28 protein-coding genes are annotated in these 25927 nt (G+C 30.8%); all 28 read left to right on the top strand.

Features of this window, described 5'->3' with window-relative positions:
* The first annotated feature begins 5 nt into the window (after positions 1-5).
* The 28 genes from FHK87_RS03180 (at position 6) to FHK87_RS03050 (ending at position 25705) form a co-directional block, all read left to right on the top strand.
* Positions 6-1355: a PKD domain-containing protein gene (locus FHK87_RS03180; protein WP_140589674.1), complete on the top strand. Its 1350-nt coding sequence runs from the start codon at positions 6-8 to the stop codon at positions 1353-1355.
* Positions 1356-1379: 24 nt separating this feature from the next.
* The gene (locus tag FHK87_RS03175) at positions 1380-2495 is read left to right on the top strand and encodes a hypothetical protein (protein ID WP_140589672.1); all 1116 of its coding nucleotides are present in this window, start codon (positions 1380-1382) and stop codon (positions 2493-2495) included.
* Between the two features lie 10 nt (positions 2496-2505).
* Positions 2506-6558 (top strand): fibronectin type III domain-containing protein, encoded by a 4053-nt coding sequence (locus FHK87_RS03170; RefSeq protein WP_226294037.1) that lies wholly within the window; start codon positions 2506-2508, stop codon positions 6556-6558.
* Positions 6555-7190 (top strand): hypothetical protein, encoded by a 636-nt coding sequence (locus FHK87_RS03165; RefSeq protein WP_140589668.1) that lies wholly within the window; start codon positions 6555-6557, stop codon positions 7188-7190. The genes FHK87_RS03170 and FHK87_RS03165 overlap by 4 nt, the downstream gene beginning before the upstream one ends.
* 135 nt (positions 7191-7325) lie before the next feature.
* Positions 7326-7871 (top strand): hypothetical protein, encoded by a 546-nt coding sequence (locus tag FHK87_RS03160; protein WP_140589666.1) that lies wholly within the window; start codon positions 7326-7328, stop codon positions 7869-7871.
* Between the two features lie 141 nt (positions 7872-8012).
* Positions 8013-8492, top strand: a complete 480-nt coding sequence (locus FHK87_RS03155; protein ID WP_140589664.1) for a hypothetical protein — start codon at positions 8013-8015, stop codon at positions 8490-8492.
* Between the two features lie 59 nt (positions 8493-8551).
* Positions 8552-8743: a hypothetical protein gene (locus FHK87_RS03150; protein ID WP_140589661.1), complete on the top strand. Its 192-nt coding sequence runs from the start codon at positions 8552-8554 to the stop codon at positions 8741-8743.
* A gap of 9 nt (positions 8744-8752) precedes the next feature.
* Positions 8753-9238 carry an SMI1/KNR4 family protein gene (locus tag FHK87_RS03145; RefSeq protein ID WP_140589659.1) on the top strand — a complete coding sequence of 162 codons (486 nt, stop codon included), beginning with the start codon at positions 8753-8755 and terminating at the stop codon, positions 9236-9238.
* A 102-nt stretch (positions 9239-9340) separates the two neighbouring features.
* Positions 9341-9922: a hypothetical protein gene (locus tag FHK87_RS03140; protein WP_140589656.1), complete on the top strand. Its 582-nt coding sequence runs from the start codon at positions 9341-9343 to the stop codon at positions 9920-9922.
* Positions 9923-10080: 158 nt separating this feature from the next.
* Positions 10081-10509, top strand: a complete 429-nt coding sequence (locus FHK87_RS03135; protein WP_140589653.1) for a hypothetical protein — start codon at positions 10081-10083, stop codon at positions 10507-10509.
* Positions 10509-10937 carry a hypothetical protein gene (locus FHK87_RS03130; RefSeq protein WP_140589651.1) on the top strand — a complete coding sequence of 143 codons (429 nt, stop codon included), beginning with the start codon at positions 10509-10511 and terminating at the stop codon, positions 10935-10937. The genes FHK87_RS03135 and FHK87_RS03130 overlap by 1 nt, the downstream gene beginning before the upstream one ends.
* A gap of 104 nt (positions 10938-11041) precedes the next feature.
* Complete coding sequence (locus FHK87_RS26010; RefSeq protein ID WP_226294035.1) at positions 11042-11206, top strand: hypothetical protein; 165 nt, start codon at positions 11042-11044, stop codon at positions 11204-11206.
* A 1-nt stretch (position 11207) separates the two neighbouring features.
* Positions 11208-11723, top strand: coding sequence for a hypothetical protein (locus tag FHK87_RS03125; RefSeq protein ID WP_140589649.1), 516 nt, complete (start codon positions 11208-11210; stop codon positions 11721-11723).
* Between the two features lie 119 nt (positions 11724-11842).
* A complete protein-coding gene (locus FHK87_RS03120) occupies positions 11843-12223 on the top strand; it encodes a deaminase domain-containing protein (RefSeq protein WP_226294034.1) in 381 nt (126 codons plus the stop codon).
* A 10-nt stretch (positions 12224-12233) separates the two neighbouring features.
* Entirely contained in the window at positions 12234-12593 is a 360-nt protein-coding gene (locus FHK87_RS03115) for an Imm3 family immunity protein (protein ID WP_140589645.1), read from the top strand.
* 63 nt (positions 12594-12656) lie between these two features.
* A complete protein-coding gene (locus tag FHK87_RS03110) occupies positions 12657-13046 on the top strand; it encodes a hypothetical protein (protein WP_140589643.1) in 390 nt (129 codons plus the stop codon).
* A gap of 98 nt (positions 13047-13144) precedes the next feature.
* Positions 13145-13591 (top strand): deaminase domain-containing protein, encoded by a 447-nt coding sequence (locus FHK87_RS03105; protein ID WP_317133534.1) that lies wholly within the window; start codon positions 13145-13147, stop codon positions 13589-13591.
* Positions 13588-13857 carry a hypothetical protein gene (locus tag FHK87_RS03100; RefSeq protein WP_140589639.1) on the top strand — a complete coding sequence of 90 codons (270 nt, stop codon included), beginning with the start codon at positions 13588-13590 and terminating at the stop codon, positions 13855-13857. The genes FHK87_RS03105 and FHK87_RS03100 overlap by 4 nt, the downstream gene beginning before the upstream one ends.
* A gap of 303 nt (positions 13858-14160) precedes the next feature.
* Entirely contained in the window at positions 14161-14541 is a 381-nt protein-coding gene (locus tag FHK87_RS03095; protein WP_140589636.1) for a hypothetical protein, read from the top strand.
* 83 nt (positions 14542-14624) lie between these two features.
* A complete protein-coding gene (locus FHK87_RS03090; RefSeq protein ID WP_140589634.1) occupies positions 14625-15083 on the top strand; it encodes an SMI1/KNR4 family protein in 459 nt (152 codons plus the stop codon).
* Positions 15084-15186: 103 nt separating this feature from the next.
* Complete coding sequence (locus tag FHK87_RS03085; protein ID WP_140589631.1) at positions 15187-15465, top strand: hypothetical protein; 279 nt, start codon at positions 15187-15189, stop codon at positions 15463-15465.
* 746 nt (positions 15466-16211) lie between these two features.
* Positions 16212-16574 carry a helix-turn-helix domain-containing protein gene (locus FHK87_RS03080; protein WP_140589629.1) on the top strand — a complete coding sequence of 121 codons (363 nt, stop codon included), beginning with the start codon at positions 16212-16214 and terminating at the stop codon, positions 16572-16574.
* A 92-nt stretch (positions 16575-16666) separates the two neighbouring features.
* A complete protein-coding gene (locus FHK87_RS03075; RefSeq protein WP_140589627.1) occupies positions 16667-17341 on the top strand; it encodes a lipocalin family protein in 675 nt (224 codons plus the stop codon).
* 169 nt (positions 17342-17510) lie between these two features.
* On the top strand, positions 17511-19886 hold the full coding sequence (locus FHK87_RS03070) for a hypothetical protein (RefSeq protein WP_226294032.1): 2376 nt from the start codon (positions 17511-17513) through the stop codon (positions 19884-19886).
* A 44-nt stretch (positions 19887-19930) separates the two neighbouring features.
* Positions 19931-21937, top strand: a complete 2007-nt coding sequence (locus FHK87_RS03065; protein ID WP_140589625.1) for a hypothetical protein — start codon at positions 19931-19933, stop codon at positions 21935-21937.
* Between the two features lie 4 nt (positions 21938-21941).
* Positions 21942-22340, top strand: a complete 399-nt coding sequence (locus FHK87_RS03060) for a hypothetical protein (RefSeq protein ID WP_140589623.1) — start codon at positions 21942-21944, stop codon at positions 22338-22340.
* A 284-nt stretch (positions 22341-22624) separates the two neighbouring features.
* Positions 22625-25006: a penicillin acylase family protein gene (locus tag FHK87_RS03055; RefSeq protein ID WP_140589621.1), complete on the top strand. Its 2382-nt coding sequence runs from the start codon at positions 22625-22627 to the stop codon at positions 25004-25006.
* A gap of 15 nt (positions 25007-25021) precedes the next feature.
* Positions 25022-25705 (top strand): DNA alkylation repair protein, encoded by a 684-nt coding sequence (locus FHK87_RS03050; RefSeq protein WP_140589619.1) that lies wholly within the window; start codon positions 25022-25024, stop codon positions 25703-25705.
* Positions 25706-25927 lie beyond the last annotated feature (222 nt).

The following is a 25927-nucleotide window of genomic DNA, read 5'->3' as shown; positions in this document are numbered from 1 at the left end:
AACAAATGAAAAGAATAATAACGATCATATTGCTAACATTGGTATTAGGATGTGCCAAAGAAGAAGCAGTTCCTGTTATTGTCGATTTTGATTTTGAAGTATTTAATGAAGATTATTCTATACCGGTTCAAATCGTATTTTTTAACAATACCGAAGGAGCAGAGGAGTACGAATGGCAATTTGAAGGCGGAGTCCCTTCTAGATCGCTTAAGCGTAATCCCGGTTTAATAAAATATGATACTGCCGGTACTTATGTTATAAAACTTACTGCCAGTAATATTGATGGATCAATAGATACAAAAACAGTAGAGATACAAATCGATGCACCTGTACTTATAGATTTTGATGCGATTAACCAGGTCGATAACTTTTCTCCGGCCACTTTCAAAATAGAAAATAACGCTTCGGGAGCAAATAGCTTCTTATGGACTTTTGAAGGAGGTGTACCTGAAACTTCTACAGAAGAAAACCCTGGCGAAGTTGTTTTTGAAGCCCCTGGAGATCATATGATCACGTTGCAGATCAGTAATGGTAGAGAAACCTATGACCTGCAAAAAACAATTACAGTCGCCCCATTTTTGGTAGCAGATTTTGAGTATATTGTTGCATTTGAAGATGATGATTTTCAAGTTCCGGTCAAGGCAAAATTTAATAACACCTCTGTAAGCGGTACTTCATATAGCTGGAATTTTGAAGGCGCAATACCAAATTTTTCTAGTGAAAAAGAGCCCGAGGTAACCTTTACAACAACAGGAATACAAAATGTAACCCTTACTGCCACAAATGGAAAAGACACAAAAAGGATTACCAAACAGATAGAAATTTTCCCAAATACCAACATGAGAGAGCTTAACGATATCAAACTTGGTATTAATACTGCTCACAATACAAATACAGTGGGTAGTTTTTATAGTATTGCAACCCGAGAGGTATATACAGCCGATCAGATTATTCCACAAATTAGTGAAAATATAGACCTTGTTTTTTATGGGTTAAACAGCATGTTCAATACCAACAGTTTTGTAACCCCGGATGATCTGGATGAAACTACTTTTGTGCCTTTATCAAATCCAAAGAACACTATTTTTATCAATTCACAAGAATTATGTAATTGTAGGCCTGTTTTAACTGTAGCGCAATATGATGCAATGGAAAACGATTTGCGCTTACAAAGTTTAAATATCATCGAGAAACCATCAGGATTACAAGATTTTGATAATATGATAGTGCCGAGAATAGTATTGTTCAAAACACAAGAAGGGAAAAAAGGCGCTATTAAAATTAAAGAATATGTAAATCAAGGACCGGATTCATACACCCTGATCGATATCAAAGTACAAAAAGAAGTTAGATAAATAAATATTAATTAAAACAAAGCAATGAACTTTAAAAACCTATTTTTAGTATTAACCAGTATTTTAGTTTTTTCATGCTCTAGTGATGGAGATAATGATTTAGAAATGGCTGTAGAGTATGATAGTACTGCCAAAATTTCAGAAATTGATATTGAAGCGACTAATATAAGTGTTACTGTAGAGGCCAAATCTACCGAAAATTTAGCTATTGGTTTAAGGAGAAAAGGAGAATCAGAATTTAAAGAATTTAGTATTTTTCAGTTGATAGATGGACTTTCGCCAGCCCAAGAATATGAAGTCACTATTCTCGTAAGAGGTCAAGATAGTTTGTTATTTCCTATTAGAAGTATTGCCACAAAACCATTTGATTATTTATTTAACCTTAATTCTGAAACATCATTAGAGTATGTAAATTCAGCTTTGAGTTTTAAACATGAGGGTACTATAGGCTACTATGAGGAGGGGTTGATAAACTTTAACGAAAAAGATAATTACAATCTATTATTAGTAGATAAATCTGATGATAGTAGAAAAATCCCTTTAACATATGAAATTAAAGATAATAAAATCAATTTTGAAATGCCTAATGATCTAGTCCCAGAAGAACCATATTCGTTATTCAAAAGCTTTTTGCTTGCTTATCAGATTGGGGATTCTGAGATTGGTTATATAGAGCAATTTCAAAACGGAAGAAATCCTTTAGTTTTTGTAATTCAAAACCCAACTCCTCAAATAAATGAAATTTCTTCAATTAGTACAGTTTCTTGTCAATCTAATATAGCTTACGAAATAATTGTTAGAGGACATTTTATGAATAATTTTCGAGATAATCTTCCTTATTATTATGAATCAAGCACTTTATTTATGACTGATGTCGAAACAGGAAAAGAAATAATCCTTGTTCAAGATAATAATAGCAGTTGTATATCTTACAAAAGGTTTTTTGCTAAAGAATCTATTACGTTATCAGGTATAGGATTATCTTCTATTCATTCGGCGTCGCAATTAACAATAAAATACCTGAAAACTGATGGAGAAGTAGTATTTACTTCAGGAAGAAAATATAAAATGAAGGTTACGTTTTCGAATACAGCTACAGATTTCTTTGAAACTAATGAAATAGAATTTGTACTGCCGTAAAAAAATGTCTATGCACAAAAACATTATATATTATTCTATAATACTGTTACTGTTATTTACTAATATAGCAAGTGCTCAGGTTTTTCCGGTACAGGCTACACCACAGCTTGTGCCTCCGTATAGCCTCAAATTATCAGAGTATAGTACCTCGTTTTCAGATAAGCTTTTTCTTAATCTGTTGCTTACCGATATTACAGAGTCTAATCGGCAAGTACGGCTTAAACTCTTTATCGAGAGTAACTCCGGCGGACTAGCAATACAAAGTAATGATGTGGTCATTGGTGCAAATCCTATCTTTTTGGATGGGGGCGTACCCTTACGCCTCAGTAATGTAGATCTGCAACCCTATTTTTCTTTAGAAAACTTAAGAGGCATCAGCCCACAGCAATACAGCAGACCTTTGCCCGAGGGCGTATATAGTTTTTGTTTTGAAGTTTTTGATGCCATATCCGGCAGACAGATTTCAAGAAAAAGTTGTGCACGAGTGTTTTTGGCACTATCCAACCCACCATTTTTAATCCAGCCGATTAATGGCGAACTTGTACCGGTCAAAGACCCACAGAATATCTTTTTTAGCTGGTCACCCAGTACACCGGGGGGTACGAGAGTAGAATATGAGTTTACCCTTGCAGAACTTTGGGATACGCAGATCGATCCACAAGCCGCATTTTTGGCAAGTAGGCCGTTGTATCAAACCACAACATCTAATAATGTGGTGTTATATGGTCCGGCAGAAACTCAGTTATTGCCCAATAAAAAATATGGATGGCGGGTAAAAGCAACTGCTACCGATGGGATTAGTGAAACATCAGTGTTCAAAAACAACGGCTACAGTGAGATTTTCTATTTCACCTATACCGATGCCTGTAAAGAGCCGGAGCTTATACTGGGCGTTTCGCAGGGACCGACCAGTCAAAAAATTACATGGCAAGGGATTGATCATAACCGATATCATATCCAGTATCGTAAAAAAGATGCAGAAAATGCGGTTTGGTTTGAAACCAGTACGATTAATGAATTTACCACAATATACAATCTCGAACCCGGTACTACTTACGAGTTTAGAGTAGGGGGCGAGTGTACCGAAAATACTGGATATACGTATTCTCAGGTATATGAGTTTACGACCACTATTGTGGCTAGTGATGAGCCTACATACAATTGCGGGATCACTCCCGAGATTGTGATTACCAATCAGGAGTTACTACCTACATTGGGAGTAAACGAAGTCTTTACTGCAGGAGATTTCCCGGTAACGGTTAAAGAATTGGCCTTTGGTAGTGGTACTGCCAGTACTGGAGGTACCTACACCGGTTGGGGATTTATTGTTGTACCTTATCTAGAAGACACAAAACTAAAAGTAAATTTTGAAGGCATACAGATCAATACCGATTACCAATTGATTGAGGGCGTTGTCTATACTGATTATGACCAGAATTGGGGTGGGGTTAGTGATGTTGGGGATGAGGTTGCAGCTTTACAAGATTTTATTGTGATAAGCACTCAGGCTATTAGAGTTATAAAAGAAAGATTGGACGATCTTGTTGCAATTATAAAAGACAATATTGATACAAGTCAACAAACAAAACTTACTCAAGAGTTTTATCGAGATATTGCAAATGATCAAAACAATAATTTAACTAAAGAAGATAGGGATAAACTATACAAGTTAGCCAATGATAGAAAAAAGGTAAAAACGATAGTTGAAAGAGCTAAAGAGGAGTCTAAAAAAGGGAGCACGAATGATTTGATAAAAGAAAACTTAGTTTCAAACTTTAAAGATATATCTACAGAAGAATCAGAAGAGGTTGTATTATATGATGATGAAGAATATTTTAAAAAGTTATTGCAACAGATTCGTTGTGCTTTTATTTCAGGTGAAGATGCTATTAATATTCCTGAAAAATATTTAAGTATAGACAAATTAACAATTGGGTCTTTTACGTATGGAGTTGATAAGAAAGAAAAAATAAATGGAGAGAGAATTTCTATAGCAACTGTAAGGCCAATTTCTGGTGCTAAGATGATTTCAGGGATTCAAGATGCTAAAATAAGGAATAAAAGCTCAGATGGTAAAATATCGTTTACTGGTTTTGATATTTTAGTGACAAACCCTAAATATACAGAAACTGGAGGAGTAGATCCTTTAGACCATTTTATGGATTATTTATTTCCTACGGAAACATCTGTACGTAGTGATTTTGACTATGTATGGAATTCTGGAATTAGTACTAAAATTAATAATAATATAAAATTAGAAAGGAAAGAAATTGATCAACTAAAGCAGATAGCATCTTGTGGTACAAAGTTTTTAAATGAGGAAGAAAGATATAAGTTGATTAAAGCTGTTTTACTATATGATAGCAATGAATATTATGAAGACCTTGTTTTAGATATAATTGCTACTATTGACACAAAACAAAAAGCGAAAGACCTTTATGATCGGATAAATGCAGATACTAAACTACAAGAACTTATTATCAATGATATTGATGATATAACCACAGTTCTGTTTTATGATGTAGGGAATGAGAATAATCTTTCTCGTTTTACAAAGGAATATTTTAAACTATTTAAAAGGATATATTCGAATGATGAATTAGCGAATTTGTATTCATCAAAACAGTTTCCTGAAGAGAATAAATTTTTCTTTTATGGATTTGATTATGACTGTGATTTTACCCTGTCTGTAGATAAAAGAGAAAATTTACTCATTATTAAAGAACAGCCCAGAGTTTTTGATGTAAATTTAGGTAAGACAGGTCACTGTGTAGATAGAGGAAATGAAATTGAGCATTCGTTTGTAGCAAGCGATATTTTAGCAGTCTCTATTGCAGATGATAATGTTAGTTTATTTGGAGAAAAAGAAAAAATAATGATGCCTGCTTTGGCTTATTATCTTTTAATAAAAGCTGCTAATAATGAAGAACAGGAAAAAATAATTAATGGATTAGTTGCTATCGTTGGTGTAATTACTCCTTTTGATGAGTTTTACTTTTTATCACAAGCATTAAAATTATCACAGAGAGGCTTAAAAGCAGCAAATTTGATAGTTTTTAAAGGATTAGCAAAAGTAGATAACATTAAAGTTCCTCTTAATTCATTAGGGAAAAAACTTAAAGATGAAGCTCCAGCAGATATCAATAAATACGTTAACTTTGTAGAAGATGTTGGCAATACTGGGAACAACCTAACAAGACGACTTGATGATTTTCCTAATCTAGCAAAACGACTTGAAGATATAGGAGATGCAGCCAGAACTAAGTTTCTTGATGATTTTGCTGATGTATCAGATGATATTATTAAAAGATTAGGAAAGTATCCTGAGAGTGTAACAATATGGTCTAATCATACTTCTGAGGCGCAAAAATTGATTTATGATAATATTAATATTTGGCTGAAGCATATTGAGGCTAGAAAATCAATAATTAAAGGAGATTATAGTAAAGTTGCTGATATATTTGGAAAGCAAATTTTACGAAGTAGGAAAGGGTATATAACAAATATGACTGATAAGCTTGTTGAAAAATCCAAAATCATAGCAAATAAAACTAATGACATTGAGAATATTGCAAATAATATAAAAATAGATAAAAACATAATAAAAGAAGTAAAGGAACATTTATGGGTAAAAGAACATTTAGTAAATACGAATCTAGGTCTTTATAGAGGAAGGTTTGCTAAAGATGATTACGATATAGCACTTTGGGAAATGGCAGAAGAAGGATTTAAAAAAAGAAAAAAATATTATGATACAGATCTTAAAGCATATGAATATATAGAAATTAATGATGGGATTAGTGATTTTAAAAATTTAATTGCTCATGAGTATATAGAATCTAAGTTAATGAAAAGTGGGATGAGCTATACTAGTATGAATGTTTCAAATGGTACTGATGTTTTTGATATAGGAGCACATGATTTAGCTCCTCGATTTAGCTGGAGAGGATTCAATAATTTTGGTCGTAATACAAACATAATTATTAAAAATGTTGATAAAAATGATTTATCAAATCTTGATGAAATCGTCACACAATTTAAAGAAATTTATCAATTGAAATGATTAAGAATGATTTATATAATAGATTTATTAATGATTTTATTTTCATAACGGAATTTAATCACACTAAACATGGGTTAATAGATTTTTCCATAGCTAATGCTTGTCTTCTTGCACATGCTTTTACTCAAATTAATGAATGGAAGACTAATATGAAAGTAGATCCAATGTATTTTAAAGGAAGTTTTAATCTTATACCGATAGTATTTGGAGAAGAAAATAATTTTGAAATAGATTTGGTTAGGGATGATTTAAAGGGGAAAATTCAATTACTTAGTTCCCCTCGAATGAAAAAATTTATTCATTTATTTCTATCATTATATATTTATTGGGAACAAAATAAGGATGTTAACCCAAAAACTTTTTACAATAATAATTTACTAAATCCATATGAACCAATTATAATATTATATAAAAGAGGAGGATTTATAAATAAAGAAAGTAAAACTGGAGGTACAATTTTTGTCGGTTCAATATTTGTATCTAGTAGTTATTTAGAAGGGGAAGTAACCCTATTATTACCGTCACTTGAAGAAGGGTTTTTGAATTATGTGGATAAATCATTTAAAAATAACAAAATCCCTACTCAAGAAGAAATAGATCAAATTTATAAAGAATGGAAAAGGCTTACCTAAACAGAGCTATATTAGATAATCTAACTGGAAAACTCTGGAGCCTATTTTAAGTTCGATTCATTCTGACATATAGCACATACGGGAGGAGCATCTATTATTGCAAAATATTTACAAGGACTATTTAAATATTAAAGTATGAAAGGATTATTTTTTTTAGAATCACAAAAAACATATATTGATTTTAAACACTATGAGAATATTATAGGTATGGAAATCCCACCTATGATGAAGTTGTTTTATCAAAGTTTTGATTTTAGTGAATCATTCTCTATACCAGAATTCTATCATCCAATTTATGAATCTAAGTATTATATTGGAGATTTAGTATTTGAGCAATTAAAAAAGTGGCCAATAACATTAGATAAAATTGATACCCTAGATGAAATTACAAATAATTGGGAAATCAAAAAAAATGAAAAGGATTGGTATACAAATCATTTACTAAGAATTGCTCAGATTGATATTGGTGGAGGCATTTATATAGGAATGCAAAATGAATTGAAAGATAATGTAATATTAGATATTTGGGATTCGGAAGAAAGAAATATTCCAATTTCTAACAATATATTTGATTTTTTTAATGGTTTAGAATTGATTTTAAATGAAGAAAGTTTATATGGATACAAATACTCACAATTATATAAAAACTGGGGAGAAGATTTTTGGAGAGTTAGGAGCTAAATATTTGGCAAAGCTGTAAAAACAGCAAGCTTGTGGCAAAAATTTGTAGGGCTGTTTAAAAAATCGACAAACTACAAATATCAATTATTGGAGATTCTGGTAATTCGGATGTTGGTCCTTTTTTAAAACTGAAATAATACTATGACATACTTATATCACAAATGGTTTTTCTTTCTGGATAAGGAAGATGAAATTAATTTAAGCGATAATCCATATACCTATTTTAAAACTTATTTTGAAGAATCGCTATCCGTCAATATTTCAAAACGTTATGATATGAATGACGAAAACGGTATCTATTATCATGATGTAATTTCTATGGATTCAATTAAAGAATACCATAAGCTGAATCATCTGAATAAACCTATGTTTACAGTAAAGCACTTCAAAAATACTGTAATTTTAGAATCTTTTGATAACCAAATTTTAAAAAGCACTACAATTTTCAATTTTGATGATAATAAAAAACAATTATCAAGTATTGTATTAAATGAGAATAAAAAGTTAGAAGAATACCGAGAAGTTTTTTACGAAAACCATCGAGAATTAAAGGAAAAAATAGTATTTAAAACTGACTATAGTTGGCAGGTACATGAAGAAGATTTAATGGATCAAATCTAAACCACTATTTTTTAGGTTTACTCTTATCCGAAAGTCACAAAATCGATTGAATTTTCCTTTTGGCTATAAAAGCATCAATCACGGAGAAGTTTACAAAGAAATTAGGAGACCCTTATGATGCTCATCATATTATAGAAAATCATTATGGTGGAGACAGTAAGTGGTGGAATATTCACCCTGCTCGTTTTCCTGATCAACATCAAGTAGGCATACATGGGAAAGGTTCTCCTGCTAGAGAATTGTTTAAATAGAAAATAACTATGAAGAAATATGATTTTTTAAAGAAGTATGTTTTAAATAACTCTGGTGAACAAAATCAAGAATTAAGGTTAAAACATTATTTTTATCCTATAAACCAAAATTATATTAAAAGTATTCAAGAAAAGTTACATATTCCAATCGAACTACAAGAGTTTTGGGAAACTATTGGTTATGGTTTTTTTCATAAACATGTTGATTTATCTACTAATAGATTTATGGGACCAGAAACTTTTCAAATGATTAATTTACGGGAAGATTTTTATGAATTTGATCCGGACTTAGATCTTTATGAAGAAATAGAATATCAAGATAAACTTATTTTCTTCGAAGTTAACGAGAGTGTTTATTTACTGATAAGTAAGCAAGATATTGATGGTAAGAATGCTATTTATTATTTTAATGAGAAAATAGCAGACTCTTTAGAAGAATTTTTAATTCGATTTGATAAAGAAGGGCATTATTATGAAGATGATATAATTATTTAATTATAAAATAAATTGGATTTTTTTCTTATTAGAGGTACAGGTAATTTATTGAAAAGGTGGCAAATAGACCCAAAACTTTTACCACCACTAATTAAATAGATAATGACAAAAATAAAACAATTAGAATATTGGGATCTATTCTGTAAGGAAGAAAAATCATTCAGTGATGGTTACTTTTATTCTCTTTTTATGGAGATTACCTTTAACGATTTATATTATATTTATAAGCATTTCCCGAATTCAGATAAACTAATTTTAAAAACAAAGAAATATTTAATTTATCAGGATCTAAAATTCGAAAAAAAAATTACACCAGCATTACTTGAAGTTCTAATAAAATTAGATTTTGAAGAGAAGAAAACTCTATTTCAGGCACACAATGAATTCGATTACTTATTAAAGAAGTGGACTTTTATTTATGAGAAGGATTTTGTTAAAGTAGCCGAAATGATTGAAGATGATGAATTATCCCAAGAGTTTTTCAACTATAAGATAAGTGATAAAGAGGCAATGTATGCCTTAGATGATGCTCTTTATGGTTTAACAAATGATTTCGATTATCGATTATATTTATTTGAACCTTTAACAAAATTAAATTATTCAGGAGAATACATGTTTCAATTTAAAAGCTTTGGCGGTATCTATGCTATTTCAGACAATATTGTTTATTATTCTTATAAATAATAATTCTCGCTAAAGATTTTGACCAAGCTAATGCAATATTAAAACAAGATTTACCGTATTATTACGTTAAAAATATCAATAATGCATGGGATGATGTTTTAGGTTCGATTGTTAGAAACGGTAACGAAGTTGAATACACTAATCCTGCAGGTAAGCTTTTGAAGTGGACAGAGCAGCATCCTAGCTCAATTAAACAGTCGATTGAAAGTTCTTTATCAAGTGCTAATCCAGGTAAAGCAGTTGAAGGGAAAGTAGGTGATTTTATACAGAAACAAGATTTAGAAATAGAAGCTTTTGGTTTGAAAATTAATAATTCAACTACTAACAATTTAGCAGGTGATATTGATATAATGACTAAATCTCATATTATAGAAGTAAAGAAATCTTTTAAATCAATAAAAGAAGGTCAGTTGGATAAGTTTATTGATAGCAATTTAGATAATTACCTAAATCCTATGCAGAAAAAACCGATTTTATACATAGATGAATTACTGACTGCCGCAGATAAAGCAAAAGTTTTATCACAAATACCTAGTAATGTAAAATTGATTAATTCACTTGATGAACTTATGAAAATTATAAAATAATGGGGCTACTAATATTATCAAAACGATTATTAAAACCTGAAGAAATAATAGGGAGTATTGCTGTTATATCATTAAAAAAAGGCTTGAAATTTCATTTAGAGGAAAGAGATAAAACTGTTAAGAATTATATTGACTTATATCTAGCTAAACGATATGACCAAAATGAAGATGAGCAATATTTTTATTTAGGATTAGAAAATGATCAGATTGAAATTACCCATAAAAATCAGTTGTTTTATCGTTTAGGTATAACCGATCAAGCAGATTATGATCGATTAATGTATGATTTTTCGTTAGAATATCTGAGATTGAACCCTGATCACTGTATTTCTTTTTATGGGGAAACTTTCTTTTTTCTTGAAGATTTAGAAAAGATAGATGCTGATAGAGGTTATTTTGAAGACTGGTGTTTTACTTCACTATCTTAATTTTACTAACCATTTAAAGTCTTAAAGTAAAATTCGTACTTACAGGAAAAAAAGGTAAGGTTGGTCAAGCAGGGAAATTAGTAAATAAAAGTGCTGCTGATTTTGTGAATCCCAATAATAAGAAGCCAATATTATATATTGATGAAGTGCTTCCGAGAACACCAGAAGGTAAGTTGTTCCCTTCTGATCAATCTTATATTAACAAGCTGAAATCAGAAGGGATAGAGGTGGTTAATTCTCTCGAAGAATTAATTAAATTAATAAAATAATATGGCTGCATCAACTTTAGATATCTTATATAAAGAATGGGAAGATGAATCAAAAATTCTTGCTGATTTAAAATTAAGTTGTTTGAAAATCAATGGAGATTTTTATGTTAATGAAGATGAAGTGCAAATTCATAAGAGTTATAAAAATTCAGAATCAAGCATAATTCTGGAAATTGAAAGCGAAAAATCTTTAAATTGGTATTATAAAGAATATCCTTCTTCAAAATCAGAATCAGAAGATAGGATTCCATATTTTGTTTTTAATCCAAACATAGGAGGATATAAAAAATTATTTACTATTGTTACATGTAATTGCTATCTAGACTACAAGTTGGTTTATGATTTTTTTAAAGAATATCTAAATTTGAACAGAGAAAAATATATTTATATAAATAAGTATATTTGGTTCGGGTGGAAAGATATTGAAGAAACTCTTTCAAAAGGAGGATACTATGATAACTGGTATGATGAACTAGTAATAAGGAAAACAAGAAATTCTGATCTAGATTCAAATTAGTTTACTTATCTATATATATGTTTTTTTCGCTTTCATTCCTTTAAGATCCATATCAAAAAGATTATAGATAAAAGATTTATTTTCTTTTTAATGATTTATAACTAGTGCTTTAAATCAAAGTGTTAATTCTATCTAATGAAGGTAAAATACTATTTGATTTAGATACTGTAGGTATAGTTAAAGTCGAATTAACAGGAAGATTACCTGATAGAGTTCCAGATATATCTTTAAAGCCTAAAGATGAAATATTTCCTTATTCAACTGAAGTTAGTGCTGCTGGAGTTCCTATAGCAAGAAATATAGATACTGAATATAAGATACTTACAGAAATTGCTACTAAATTAGGTAATAATAATAAAGCAAAGGGAGTAGTTAGGTTGTTTACAGAACGTCCCCCTTGTAATAGTTGTAGTAATGTCATAGATCTATTTAGTAAAAAATATCCTTTAATAGATGTTGAAATTATCCATAATAAAGGAGTAATGTTGATTAATTTTTAATTTACAAGAGATGAGATATTGGAAATATCAAGAGTTGGTTGATTCTATAAATGAATCTTATCTATTAGGGTTAGACCAAAATCGTTCAATACAGCAATCTATAGCGGGAGTGTCTGAAGACTTTTGGTTTTATCCGGAAGATGAAAATATAGTTACTAATTTAATAACACTTATTCAAGTTTTAGATTTAAGTATTGAAAATATGAATGGTGTTTATCAAGGTACTATAAAAGTATTTGAAAACCAATTAAAGTTAATCACGGATGAATTACTTTATAAAGAGTTAGATAATACTGAAGTTGATCTTATTAAATTGTCTATTTTAGATATACAAGAAAGAATTAAAACAACTAATATTATATTTCTTTAAATCTAATACTGAAATTAATAGTATAGAAAAGTTTAGTAGATAAATTAATAGAATTTAAATAATATGGCACATGTAGATATAAGGTATAGAAATAAGTCTTTTGAAGAAAATCCACATTTGATTACTTGGGTTCAATTATTTTTGATTAATTTACTTAGTTCAGTAATCGATAGAGACTTATGGATGGATGAATTAATTGAAGAATGGGAAATGAATTTAGAAATAGACATATATAAATATATTTTTGATAAAGAAATACTTAATTCTAAAGAAAAAGAAGATTGGGCAATAGGGTTTTTAAAAAATGCTGAAGATAAGATGAATGAATTAACATTAAAAGAATTTGCCAAACTAATTGATGAAGAGATAAGTGAAAAAGTAGATTATTATAGAATAAAAAATGTCCTAATAAGATTACGAGTGATGATAGAAAACTCAAGAGAAACTTCTTAGTAAAATCAATAACGCAGGGGTAAACTTCCTACTAGGCTTGTAGAAGGCAAAAATATATTTAGAGCGTCATCCCAAGAATACAGTCTAGCTAAAAAGTTATTCAAAGAGTATCGACAAGGAGTGATATATATGAACAAAGTAAAATTTTTCCAAAAGAAAGATTAAAGGAATTTAAAAAATCTTTTGGAAAAAGAAACTTAGCTTCAATAAAAGGAAATGTAGGAAATAAAAAATATTCTGGAAAAATTAGACGAAGTGGTGACGAATTTGAAGGAAATCCTATTTTTGATACCTACAAAGTAGATAAACAAGGAAATATTGATGTTGATGGGGCTTGGAGTCGTGAGTGGGATACAGAATATGTAATGTTATCCGAAATAGCACAAAGTAAAGGAGCGGTTAAAGGTGGTGTATATCCAAAAGTGAAAGGAGAAATTATTATATCCTCAGAGCTTCCTTATTGTGTATCTTGCCAAGGAGTAATACAAGATTTTAGTGATATGTTTCCTAATTTAGATGTAATTTTAATAGACGGTTTAAGATGAAAATAACAGAAATTATGTTTTCAGGATTAGCTGCAAAACAATACGCTTATTTTTTTAATAGAGAAAACAATACAACTATAAAAATATCTACAGAAAGTAAAGAAGGAATTTCTTTTGTAACGATAGATTTTAGTGACACTCATATTGATTTAGCTCTTAGTTTTATGTATAAAATAGGAGAACTTCAGGAAGGTCTGAGAACTGGTAGAGAACTTTTGCTTCCAATAGGTCAATACCCGTTGCCTCCAAAAGAAGAAGAGAGTTAATTACTTAGCATACGCTTTTATGGAATAAGTAAAATTATTAATGAAAAAAGTATAACTAACTCCCATTCTAATAGACCTAATGGTACAATAATAGAGTTTGAAGTTCCTAAATGTTTAGATGATAAACTTAAGAAAGATGCAATTCCACAACATAAATCTGGAGCAAACATCTTAAATAATAATTCTCCTCAAATAGTAGACTATAATCAACCAGGCAATCCTTTTGGAATTAAAGAATCTTGGCAAACTTTAATAGAGGAAAATTATATAAAAGGTAGTGTTAAAGTAATAAAATAATAATGTATGAGTAATAATTTAACTTTAAGTGGAGGCATTGTAGCCTATGTAATTAAAGAGGGAAACGGTTTTTTTTATTATTCTGAGAATTCTACTTGGTTACTTGATGATTGGGAACGAGAGATCAATGACAAAAGTTATTTTAAATTTTTAACCCAGTTTGAATTAGATGTGCCATTATATGCGACGAATGTGTTAAAAAATAACCTTCCTCAAGTATTGATTGATTTTGATAATAAAAGATTAATCAATAATTATTATGATCAAGCACTAGAAGATAGAGTTCCCAGGTTATGGAATGGTACTTGGGTTGAAGATATAAATAGTTTTCTTGATCTAATTCCCAAAGAACAGCGATATTGGGAATCTACGAATGAAGAATCTTAGTTTTTAATTCACTAGGCAAAGGATATATATTCAAGAGGGAGTAACTGTTTTACTTGCTCTATTTTGTTGTTTAAAACTAGGGCATGAATGAAAAAAACTATATTTCTTTTTTAGATGATTATTCAAACAAAATCGATGAAACTATCGGTTTAGAAATTAACGAGATCAACCAACTAGAACAAGATTTTAATGTTAAGTTTCCAACTGTATATGTTGATTTTTTATCTAAATATGGTAAAAGAAGTGGCTACTTTTTGAGTAGTTATTTAGTGACTATTGATAAATTAGGAAATAATAGAGAATCCGCTTTAGATGCTAGTTATGATGAAATAGATAATATAAAAGTTGAAGTTAAAAACAGTTATTTTTTCTTTGCTCAATGGCAAGGGTATAATTTTTTCTTTTTTGATTGTTCTACTAAAGAAGATGACCCTCCAATATACATATTAACAGATACTCCTGAAATAACAAAGTATAAAGATAGCTTTACAGAGTTCTTGAGAGATGAGGGATTAAAACCTTTGTTAGAGAATTTATCTTAAAGTTAGTAACCGTATTTTAAGTTTGGTTACAAGTACATCAAGAAAAGTTTTAATTATTTTTTTTTAACATTACTTTGATTGAAGGTTTAGTTACGCATTAATTATGGAAAAAGAAAAATTGATTAGTGCTGGTTTTTCTCATCGTTACAAACCTGTACTAAAAAAAATTGATAAACATTGTCTAGGATATAGCAATCTTTTTAAAGAAGGAGGTTTAATTATGATTGATCTGATTTATATAGAATTTATAGATGAATGGAAAGTATCTTATATACGTTTTGAAGGTAATTTTGCGTTTAAACTATTAAAAGAAAACCTAGAAGAGTATGATTTAGAATCTGTCGTAGAGTTTGTTAAAAAGTTTCCACCACAAACTTTCTAAGTTATTTTTTATCATCGATCCTTACCTCAATAATAGAGATGCAGCCGTTGTGGATTTTGTTTTATTATCATTGTAAACACAAGATCATGCAAAAGGAGAACTATTTGCTGTCAGACTGAGCTTATCGAAGTCTTTAACCCATACCGTTTTCGAACTATTTTCGACAAGCTCAGATTGACAATTCGCTTTATTGTATATTCTACATATCGAAGTATTTTGTTTTTTCTGTTTCTTTACTTTTGATCTCTTCTTTTCATTTCGTCATGCTGAACTCGATTCAGCATCTCACTGGTTATGTTTTGACTTCTTATGCGATCCTGAATCGAATTCAGGATGAGGTTTGTTATCTATAATCTTTTATTGTCAGACTGAGCTTATCGAAGTCTTTAACTCATACCGTTTTCAAACTATCTTCGACAGGCTCAGATTGACAACTCGTTTTACTCTTCATAGGCGAGATTTAAAAACTGAATAGCTTGTTTCAAATCAATTAACTGTATATGTGCTATGTTTTTATGAATTTAAAGTGTTTCCATTTACGAATAATAAACATACATATATTTTGTACCGAAGGTACAAAACACAACAATGAAGAATGATTACACAATAATGAAGAATGATTACACAACAATGAAGAATGATTATACAATAATGAATGGTGATTGTATAAAAATGAAGAGTATTTACTTATAAATACAATACAAATTTTATATACTTGTATTGTAAACCATAATAAAGAATATGATATGTTACAATTTAATTTCAAAAAAATATTTGTAGCCAGAGGAATAGAAAAACCCTTCACCTATTTGGTAAAAAAAGGATTTTCGGCACGAGCAGCCACAACAATTAGCAATAGTGAAATGCGTTCGATGCGATTAGATATGCTAGAAAAAGTGCTTATTACACTCAATTGTACTCCAAATGATGTTATTGAGTGGTACCCTACCGAAGATGAGTTAAATACATTAGATCAAAAACATTCATTATTTGAAATCAGAGGTAAAGACGAGAAAATAAAAATACGACTGACCAAGATGATTAACGAGATACCCTTAGACAAACTAGAAGAAATAGAACAGTTTATACAAGCAAAGAAGAAGGAGTAACTGGAGAAAGAAGCTATAAATCAACGGTACTTGTTAAATATTCATAATATTATCTATATTTGCCCTCTTTAATTTAACCCAAATTTAAGAACATGAAAAATTTATTTTTGTTTTTGGCAATATTTGCTTCAGTATTAGTTACTTCTTGTAGTAGTGATGATGACAATACAAATTCAAATCCATCAAAAGCAATTGTAGAACTCAAAGAGAGTATGCCTAACATTAGTTATACTTTTACATGGAGCGCGGCAACAGATGCCGATGGTGATACTGTTACTTATGATTTTTATGTAAATGATCAAAAAGTAGATTCTGACAATGCAAGTACAGAATTTGTATTACTGTTTTCTGAGATAGAAGGATTATCATATCCTTTTACAATTAAAGTAGAAGCAAAAGACGGAAATGAAGGTACTTCAACTAGTAATGAACTTACAATTCAAGATCCGATTATATCAAATTGGAACTTTTTTTCTAGTGCAGAAGTAGTAGATGGTGTGGTAGGTACTCTAGAAGAAGGTACGCCTTGTGAAAAAACAGGATTTGTAGACTTTAAAGCAGATGGAACATATATAACAAGAAGTTACATTGAAGATCGAAATAACGAATGTATATTTGATAATGAAACCAATGGTACATGGGAGAATCTTGGCAATAATGTCTACAGGTTTAAGTTTGATACAACGACAAACGAAATACCTGTATCAATAGAAGGAAACACATTGACAATCACAGGTAGAGAAGACTCTTCTGTTTATGTAAAATAGTCTTGATATCACATAACTGTTAAAATATGGAACCACCCTTGTCTTAGGGTGGTTTTTCTTTGGATAGCTTCTTAATTTTTTGTTAATTCGCGCATTCAAATTCTTCCCCAAAAGAGTTTGAAGGAAAAATTGGCCCAAATTATTTTTTTAACCTACTAATGCAAAGTATTTGAAGAGACTATTACTAGTATTCTTACTGTTACCTTTTGTATCCATCTCGCAGACGTTGGATTATGGCACTATTACCCAAAGTAAACCTTTTAAGGTCAGTGGGCAGATATCTGCTAGTGGGGTGTATTTTAACTCTAATCAAAACGAAAACAGAGCCCCATATACGTATTTCTTGCAAGGAGCTCTAAATATTAATATTTACAGTTTTTCAATTCCTATTTCTTATAGTTTTTCTAATCAGGGAGAAGATTTGGGATATCAATTACCTTTTGATTTTAATCGTATCAGTTTACACCCAAAGTACAAATGGGTTACCGGGCATATTGGTAATGTAAATATGACGTTTTCTCCCTACACACTCAGTGGGCATCAATTTACAGGAGGAGGAGTCGATATCACCCCACCGGGAGCTTTCAAAGTAAGTGCCATGGCAGGTCGATTGCTCAAAGCAACCAACGATGATGATGACCCGCGAACTGTGCCGGCTTTTAACCGGATGGGATATGGGATCAAAACCAGTTACGAAAAAGAACGGTACAAAATAGGAGTCATCGGTTTTTATGCAAAAGATGATCAAAATTCAATAGACTCAATACCCGAAGCCAAAGGAGTACTACCACAAGAAAACCTGGTTGTAAGTGTAGAAGGAGAGGTAAAACTAGGCAAAAGCTTTAGCCTACAGGCAGAATATGCATCTACAGCGATTTCAAGAGATACAAGAGCACAAGAAATCGATGCAGAACAAGCTTCTCCGATTTCGGCAATTTTCAATAACAGGGAGTCTACAGAATACTATAATGCGGTACGTACTCGATTTGGGTATGCCTTTGGTAGAGTAAGCCTTGGTTTGGGATACGAGCGCATAGATCCGGGATATGAGACGCTGGGAGCATACTTTTTTAATAATGATTTTGAAAATATTACCCTCGATGCCTCTAACTCCTTTTTTAGAGATCGATTAACCTTGGCGATAAATATTGGTTATCAAAGAGATGATCTCGATGACTTAAAAGCCAATAATACCAATCGTACGGTAGGGTCACTTAATGCCACTCTGGTGGTTTCAGATCGGTTGAATATTTCTGGATCATATTCTAACTTTTCTACATTTACCAATATAAAACCAAATCAGTTTGACGAAATTAATGATGCAGACCTTCTCGATGAACAAGTAGAAGCCTTAGACTTTAGACAACTCTCTCAAACCGCTACGCTGACCGCAAGTTATGTATTGTCTAATAAAAAAGCATCCAGACAAAACCTAATCCTTAATTATTCTTTGAATGATGTTGTAAACGAGCAAGGAGGGATCGTACGACTTGGCGATGCCTCTACATTTCATAATATGAATGTGGGGCATACGATAGATTTTTCTGAAAGAAACCTAAACATCAGTACTGCTATCAATGGTACGTATAATACTATCGGTAGAGATGAAGCCACAACTTGGGGGCCAACTATAAGTGTAGGAAAACGATATTTCAAAAAAACACTAAACACAAGAATCTCTGCGGGATACAATAGTTCAAACAGCGCTACAGCCAAGACCAACGTCACCAACTTAAGAGGAGCCATTACCTATACATTAAAAGAAAAACATAATTTTAACCTTAATGCAATACAATTGTTTCGAGAAGGAGCTGCCAATGGTAGATTGAGTGAATTTACTGCTACCTTTGGATACAACTATGCCTTTGGACTTAAAAAACCAAAAATCAATTTTAAAAAGAAAGAAAAAAAGCCTAAAGAAGATAGTGATTCAATCAAAATTCAATATAGAAAGTACCAATACTTAGGGTTGCCAAAAGAGATTACTCCACAATTATTATCCTTACCAGAAAAAGAAGGTTTTGCACATTTGATCAAAGATCGAAAAGGAAAATTGAGTGATCTGGGCGAGCAGCTTAAAGAAACTGAAGAAAAAGATAAAAAAGTATACAAAGAGATTGCCATAAACTATCTCAAAGCCATGAATACGTATTTTGATTTTGCAGAATTCTATAACCAAAAGATATATGAAGCATATTTGAAGTTGGTAAGAGAAGCGCAACAGATCGACCGAGAGATAAGAGACGAGTATACAGTACTGAGTGCAAAAATCAATAGTGCAGAAGAAAAGGATCCTGAAGATCTGGAACGACAAAAAGTTCTTGAACAGCGATATGAAGCCCATACAGAACTGCTAACCTCATTGCTTAAATGGAATCTTGAATTACAAGATATAGAAAACCCAACAGGAGCTATCAAGATGCTCAAAAAACGTAATGCATCAAAGGTATTTGCCATGTATGAGGCAGAAAAACCCGAAGAAAAAATTATTAAATTCATAGAGATTCGATTAGCGGATATGTTTCATAAATTGCTAAAAGAATAAAAACACCAATAATATATACTATCAAATCATATATAATATAAAAGATGAACTACAGAAAGAGACTTAGTTTTTTGTGTATAGCAATAGTCCCAATCCTTTTATGGGCTCAAAAACCCAAACAAAAATCTTGCTATTTTTACAGTTGGAATTTTCCTGAGATAACTACAACAAGTACCAAATTAGGTATTATTATAGATGAAAAACCACTGCCAACTTCCGTAATAATCGATGGACCTAATGGTAAAGAAACTGTAGAGAATAATATCATAATTGCGGATACTGAAATTTCTACCTTTATATTGGATCAACTAGATTTAAGAACTTTTGAGTTAGTTCCTATACAAGAAGCAGGTATTTTTTTAGAATTAACTCCGATAGCACCTTCTTTTATCCTATCAACATCAAAATTTACTGAAGGACCTCTGAGTGCACCAATACATCGTTTTTCAGGAAATTTAGAACATATAAGCGGCATCAAAGTAACCATAAAGAAGGGAGAAAGCACAGTGCTTTTTGAAGAGACTATAAAAAATCGTTCAGATTTATTGCGTATTGAAGAACTAAACGGTGTTCCTATCCCAACTCCTGATATCGCATTAAAAAGTATCCAGGATGAGTTTTTTGCTAATGTGCCTGCATACAACAGTCAAGCCAGGCATATTTTTATAAATGATACAGAAAATAAGGTTATAGAAGTAATACAAAAAACATTAGATGTTCGCCAGGATAAAGAAAGATTCTTTTTATATTCTTTTAATAAAAAGAAAGGATTTGAACTTGAAAAAATAAAAGAATCTGTTGAGAGTTTAGAAGATTTATTTGATGCAAGAAAAGCAGAACAAAACACAAATGGATTAAGAGCATTATTGACTCCAAAAATTGAGTTCTGGCAAGCAGAAGCATCAAAATATAATCCTGAGGATAAAAAAGAAAAGAAAATATATTGGGGTTTATTAGCCAATGTATCGGGAGCATATTATGCACTAGGTGAATATAAAAAAGCTCTCGAAGTTGCAGAAAAACTAAAGTCTGTAAAGTATAAAGAAGATTATACGTACTTATATACCTTACCTGAGAAGAAATTAAAGGCTCAGCAAACATATCTAAATGAGGATGGTAAACCTGCAAAAGAGTATTTGAATATAGATTTTCGAGATACACATAATCCGGATTTTATACAATATCTTAATATAGGAGATCAAGTAACTGTTCAAAACGCTTTTCGGACGTATGAGGCCTATAAACAAAAGAGAGCCAAAGCACAATTCCTGTATAAAATCTTAGCTATTAATGCTTATCATAAAGAATTAAAAAAACTGGCAAAATCATTTACCGATAGAGGAGATGAGCGTATTGGTTTTGCAGAAAAAGACCCGTTTTTTGTGAGTTTGGTTTTTCGTTTGGGGCAAGAAACACAGGAATTAAAACTTCAGGATTTACAGATCTTTAATGAAGACGAAAAAATACTTGTGACCAAAATTACGACCAATATTAATAAGTTATTTGAACCTATTATAGATGAGTTAAAGGTTGATAATAATTATTTTATTGCTAAAGACTCTATTGTTGACAAAAGAACTGACAAAAAAGTATCAAGCCTTTTTAAGAAACTGGAAGTGCTCTTTGATCGACAAGATGTTCTGCTCAATAGAATAGCAAATACCGAAGGAAGAGCAAGAGAAGCCTTGACAGAAGATATTAAACTCCTGACAGATAAAGTTTTTGTAATCAATAGCCCGATATTACAAAAAACACCTTTTCTAGAAACGTTGGTAGACGAATTAACTTCTGAAGGAAAACTTAGTTATGCTGACAACGAAAAACTATATAAAAATATATATAAAAGATTCAAAAACATTTATGCAACTGTCTTTTTTGAAAACAATGAGTTTACAAAATATATGCATCACCGAGAGAGAGCAAAATTCAAGAAGATTCTTAAATTCTATGAAGGGATATACAAAGAAGATGTCGAAAATGTAAATTTAAAATTCAAAAATGTTTATAATCAGGATAGGGCATTAGATATGCTAATGCTTTTCTTAAAATAAAAAGATGAAAAAATATACATATATTCTAATATTAGTAATCATATCAACAAGTTGTGGTTCTTTTGTGTATAATGGTAGTTATGTGAATAGAAATGCTTCAGAGAAGATTTCAGAAGATTTTCAGATTGACATCAATGTTTTAGAGGTAAACAAAAGAGATAAAGGTAAAGGAGAATATAAGATTGATTACGAGCTTGTCAATAATTCTGATAAAATCTTTACACAAACCAAAAAGAAATATTTTGCCTTTTTTATTATAACCACAACATCAGGAAAAGAAATAGGGCATTATGAAAGGATATTCGACAAGATTCATCCCGGAACAACTGTAATAAAAGATACAAGAGTTGATCTATCTACCTATACTTTTGAGAGTATCTCTGCATCAATTTATATAGAGTGACAAAATCTTGTAAATAAAAAATATCTCCTTTGATACCTTTTTTACTCGATAATCGAGATTTAAATGCTTTGAGGCTTGCCTCGAAATCAAAATTCAGTTCCCTTAGAATGCCTCGTGAGCTTGCTCCGAGGTTCTTTACCATAATAAATAACGTATTACATATAAATTTAAGAGTGAATTTGATAGATTATTTATCAATGATTTAAAGTTTTTGAAAATCTGCTACATTTGTAAGTGAAAATACTTCTCAACTTATAAAACCTAATTTCTATACACAATTTTGTATGTTATTAAAGAAGAAAAATCGCAGGAGAAAAGTTATTAAATACTTTTTTTTAACCTTACTACTATTTATCACCTCTATTGTAGTGTATGTCTCAAACATCAATAACTTTAAAAGAGAAGGTACATTTCAAATTTCAAAAAACACAGCTCCTATTGAAATCCATAGAGACGAAAATGGTATTCCTTACATCATAGCAGAAAATAAAGCTGATGCTATACGAGGGCAAGGTTTTGTGACTGCACAAGACCGCCTTTTTCAAATTGAATACTTTAGACGATTGATAAAAGGACAATTGGCAAGCGTTATTGGTACATCTATGCTACAATCAGATATCAAAATGCGAGTATTGAATATAACTCAAAATTCAAAAAACAGTTATAAATACCTTGATGATACTACCAAAAACTTTCTTCAATGGTATTGTGAAGGTTTTAATGAATATTTGAATGTTGCTGAAGATGAATTTCCTTTTGAACTGGGTTTACTTAATATTGAACCTATACCGCTTACTCCTTTAGATATTTTAAATATTATTCATTTCATTGGATTAACCCATGGTAAGAACTTAGATGATGAAATTCTGAGTTTGAATTTATCAACTCAAATCGATTGGAAAAATGACTTGTTCCCTTATAATATAAATCCGGATAGAAAAAAACCTTTACCCTTGCCAATAGATTCACTTTCTATAGGCTTTTCAGAAAAATCAAATGTTATGAGTTCGTCTCAATTGCCCTCATACTTGGTCACTCCTCCAGAATTTGGGTCAAATAACTGGGCGATTTCGGCATCAAAATCAAAATCTGGTAAAGTGATTGTTTGTAATGATCCTCATCTAGATGCACGTTTATTACCAGGGATTTTTCATCCCGTAGGTATTTTTTGTCCTGAGTTTAAAAGTGTTGGTTTATCTATTCCGGGCGTTCCGGGCTTAATCGTTGGTCGAAATGAATATGTTGCTTTTGGGGTTACCAATGCTTATGGCGATAGTCAAGATCTATTTATCGAAAAAACTGAAGGCGACTATTATTTCAAAAATAATGATAAACTTCCTATGAAAATAAGGAAAGAGATTATTCAAATAAAAGATAGTACAAATGTAGAGATACAAGTACGTTCTACTGCTCAAGGACCTATACTTTCAGACTTTGAAATTTTTGGAGTTAAAACCAAGGATATAGTTAGTTTAAGATGGTCTCAAGCACTTTCTAAAAACAAATCTTTAGGAATTGAGCGTGCTTTGGAAGCCAAAAATGTATTTGAGTTTAGAGATGCATTAATGGAGATAGACAATATGTTTTTCAATTTTGTGATAGGGGACGTAGAAGGTAATATTGCACATCAAACTACCGGTCTTGTCCCTATAAGAAGTAATGGTCAAGGAGCAAAACCACAGTTTCCCGATCAGTTAATCAATGATTTTATTCCTAAAAAAGAAATGCCTCACAGTATAAATCCTAAAAAAGGTTGGGTAGGAACTGCCAATCATGATACGCGACCAGATGATTACCCATATTATTACTCGTCTCATTTCTCACCAAATTATCGCTATACCAGAATCCAAGAGATACTGAACAAGTCTGATACATTTGATGCTAATGATCTATGGGAACTTATTTTGGATTGCAAAAATAAACAGGCAGAGCTATTGACACCATTATTTGTAGCTGCTTTACATAAAAAAGAACATACACGTGATTTGGCCATGATATTAGATGAATGGAATTATACAGATACCATTGATGAACGTGGTGCAGCAGTATATAATGTATTGTATACGATACTTTGTAGTCTAATTTTGAATGATGAGCTACCAGACGAATTAGAAGAATCGTTTTGGAATAATGGGTATTATTGGATGCAAAGAATAGATGATTTTATTGTTTCTGATCATCAATTTATAGATAATACAGCTACTCCTGAAAGAGAGTCTTTAGAAGATTTAATTATCGAAGCCGGAATCCAAACAAAAGATTATTTGACAAAAAAAATAGGTAAGAATCAAGACAAATGGACTTGGAGTGAAATTCATACTGTATATTTTGCCAGCCCACTAAGACAGAAAGGTATAGGGAAATCAATACTTGGTTTTGAAGAATTTCCTAAAAACGGTTCCAATCAAACGATTAATAGAGGAGGATATAACAAAACTAATGATCTTAACTTTGAAACCGCTTGGTTTAGTACCTTTAGAATGGTTGCAGATCTTAATGATAATGAAAAAATGATTGGTTCATTATCAGGGGGTACTTCATCTAGAGTTTTTCATCCTTACTATAAATCGCAATTAAAAACCTGGAAAGAAGAAAAATGGGTTCCTTATTGGATTTCTAAAGAAAGAGTATTAGAATATTCTAAGTTTAAATTGGTTTTGGACTAAAAATTATCACACAAAATGCTGTCAAAAGAAACATCAGAATATATCAGTACGTTAACCGAAGAATTTATCCAAAATGCTGATCCATTGCTCGCACAAAAACAAGAAGCATACTTACGCAATCAATTCAAATGTTTTGGGATTACTACCCAGCAAAGAAGAACAATTCAAAAACCTTTTTTACACAAGACAACATTGCCTTCTAGAAAAGAACTGCATGATATAGTATATACGTTGTGGAATAAAAAAGAAAGAGAATATCATTATTTTGCACAAGAACTTTTATTAAAGTATCTAAAGACTACAGGAAAAGAAGATATTATACTTTATGAGCACATGATTACTCATAACTCATGGTGGGATACTGTGGATCTTATTGCCAATAAATTGGTCGGAAATTATTTCATTCTCTTTCCTTCAGAAAAAGAAGAGCACATTGATAAATGGTTATGTTCTAATAATATTTGGTTGCAAAGAACTACTTTACTTTTTCAATTAAAATATAAAGAGAAACTAGACAAAACTATTTTAACAGCATGTATTCATCATTTATTAGGCTCTAATGAGTTTTTTATTAATAAAGCGATTGGATGGGTATTGCGAGAATATAGTCGTACAAATCCAACATGGGTTGAAACGTTTGTGAGTACTACAAAACTAAATGCTTTGAGTCAAAGAGAAGCCCTAAGATTACTGGATTGACTATAAAAAAAGACAAAATATCTTCGTAAAATAAGAAAAGGATGGTGTTGATTTGTTACTAATATCAACTTTTATACTCTAGATGTTGCACAACTCTTTAATGTATTCAAAATGCTACGATAAATGGCATATCCAATCATTTTGAAAAAAAAGAATCTTCAAAATATAAAAACTGATTCTTAATAATTTTATCTTGCAATAAAAAGCGAGAGTAAAAATTTA

It is taken from the genome of Aquimarina algicola (genome assembly GCF_006443095.1).
Taxonomy (GTDB): domain Bacteria; phylum Bacteroidota; class Bacteroidia; order Flavobacteriales; family Flavobacteriaceae; genus Aquimarina; species Aquimarina algicola.
The sequence above is the reverse complement of the archived record's forward strand: the minus strand, read 5'-3'. Positions and strand labels throughout refer to the sequence as shown.

What these genes read in the sequence shown, in the direction of transcription:
- FHK87_RS03055 (WP_140589621.1), top strand. Translation starts at nt 22,625, where the DNA reads ATGTTATTAAAGAAGAAAAATCGCAGGAGAAAAGTTATTAAATACTTT.
- FHK87_RS03060 (WP_140589623.1), top strand. Translation starts at nt 21,942, where the DNA reads ATGAAAAAATATACATATATTCTAATATTAGTAATCATATCAACAAGT.
- FHK87_RS03125 (WP_140589649.1), top strand. Translation starts at nt 11,208, where the DNA reads ATGGCTGCATCAACTTTAGATATCTTATATAAAGAATGGGAAGATGAA.
- FHK87_RS03155 (WP_140589664.1), top strand. Translation starts at nt 8,013, where the DNA reads ATGACATACTTATATCACAAATGGTTTTTCTTTCTGGATAAGGAAGAT.
- FHK87_RS03065 (WP_140589625.1), top strand. Translation starts at nt 19,931, where the DNA reads ATGAACTACAGAAAGAGACTTAGTTTTTTGTGTATAGCAATAGTCCCA.
- FHK87_RS03130 (WP_140589651.1), top strand. Translation starts at nt 10,509, where the DNA reads ATGGGGCTACTAATATTATCAAAACGATTATTAAAACCTGAAGAAATA.
- FHK87_RS03115 (WP_140589645.1), top strand. Translation starts at nt 12,234, where the DNA reads ATGAGATATTGGAAATATCAAGAGTTGGTTGATTCTATAAATGAATCT.
- FHK87_RS03075 (WP_140589627.1), top strand. Translation starts at nt 16,667, where the DNA reads ATGAAAAATTTATTTTTGTTTTTGGCAATATTTGCTTCAGTATTAGTT.
- FHK87_RS03145 (WP_140589659.1), top strand. Translation starts at nt 8,753, where the DNA reads ATGAAGAAATATGATTTTTTAAAGAAGTATGTTTTAAATAACTCTGGT.
- FHK87_RS03170 (WP_226294037.1), top strand. Translation starts at nt 2,506, where the DNA reads ATGCACAAAAACATTATATATTATTCTATAATACTGTTACTGTTATTT.
- FHK87_RS03160 (WP_140589666.1), top strand. Translation starts at nt 7,326, where the DNA reads ATGAAAGGATTATTTTTTTTAGAATCACAAAAAACATATATTGATTTT.
- FHK87_RS03050 (WP_140589619.1), top strand. Translation starts at nt 25,022, where the DNA reads ATGCTGTCAAAAGAAACATCAGAATATATCAGTACGTTAACCGAAGAA.
- FHK87_RS03140 (WP_140589656.1), top strand. Translation starts at nt 9,341, where the DNA reads ATGACAAAAATAAAACAATTAGAATATTGGGATCTATTCTGTAAGGAA.
- FHK87_RS03085 (WP_140589631.1), top strand. Translation starts at nt 15,187, where the DNA reads ATGGAAAAAGAAAAATTGATTAGTGCTGGTTTTTCTCATCGTTACAAA.
- FHK87_RS03165 (WP_140589668.1), top strand. Translation starts at nt 6,555, where the DNA reads ATGATTAAGAATGATTTATATAATAGATTTATTAATGATTTTATTTTC.
- FHK87_RS03080 (WP_140589629.1), top strand. Translation starts at nt 16,212, where the DNA reads ATGTTACAATTTAATTTCAAAAAAATATTTGTAGCCAGAGGAATAGAA.
- FHK87_RS03095 (WP_140589636.1), top strand. Translation starts at nt 14,161, where the DNA reads ATGAGTAATAATTTAACTTTAAGTGGAGGCATTGTAGCCTATGTAATT.
- FHK87_RS03180 (WP_140589674.1), top strand. Translation starts at nt 6, where the DNA reads ATGAAAAGAATAATAACGATCATATTGCTAACATTGGTATTAGGATGT.
- FHK87_RS03175 (WP_140589672.1), top strand. Translation starts at nt 1,380, where the DNA reads ATGAACTTTAAAAACCTATTTTTAGTATTAACCAGTATTTTAGTTTTT.
- FHK87_RS03110 (WP_140589643.1), top strand. Translation starts at nt 12,657, where the DNA reads ATGGCACATGTAGATATAAGGTATAGAAATAAGTCTTTTGAAGAAAAT.
- FHK87_RS03100 (WP_140589639.1), top strand. Translation starts at nt 13,588, where the DNA reads ATGAAAATAACAGAAATTATGTTTTCAGGATTAGCTGCAAAACAATAC.
- FHK87_RS03090 (WP_140589634.1), top strand. Translation starts at nt 14,625, where the DNA reads ATGAATGAAAAAAACTATATTTCTTTTTTAGATGATTATTCAAACAAA.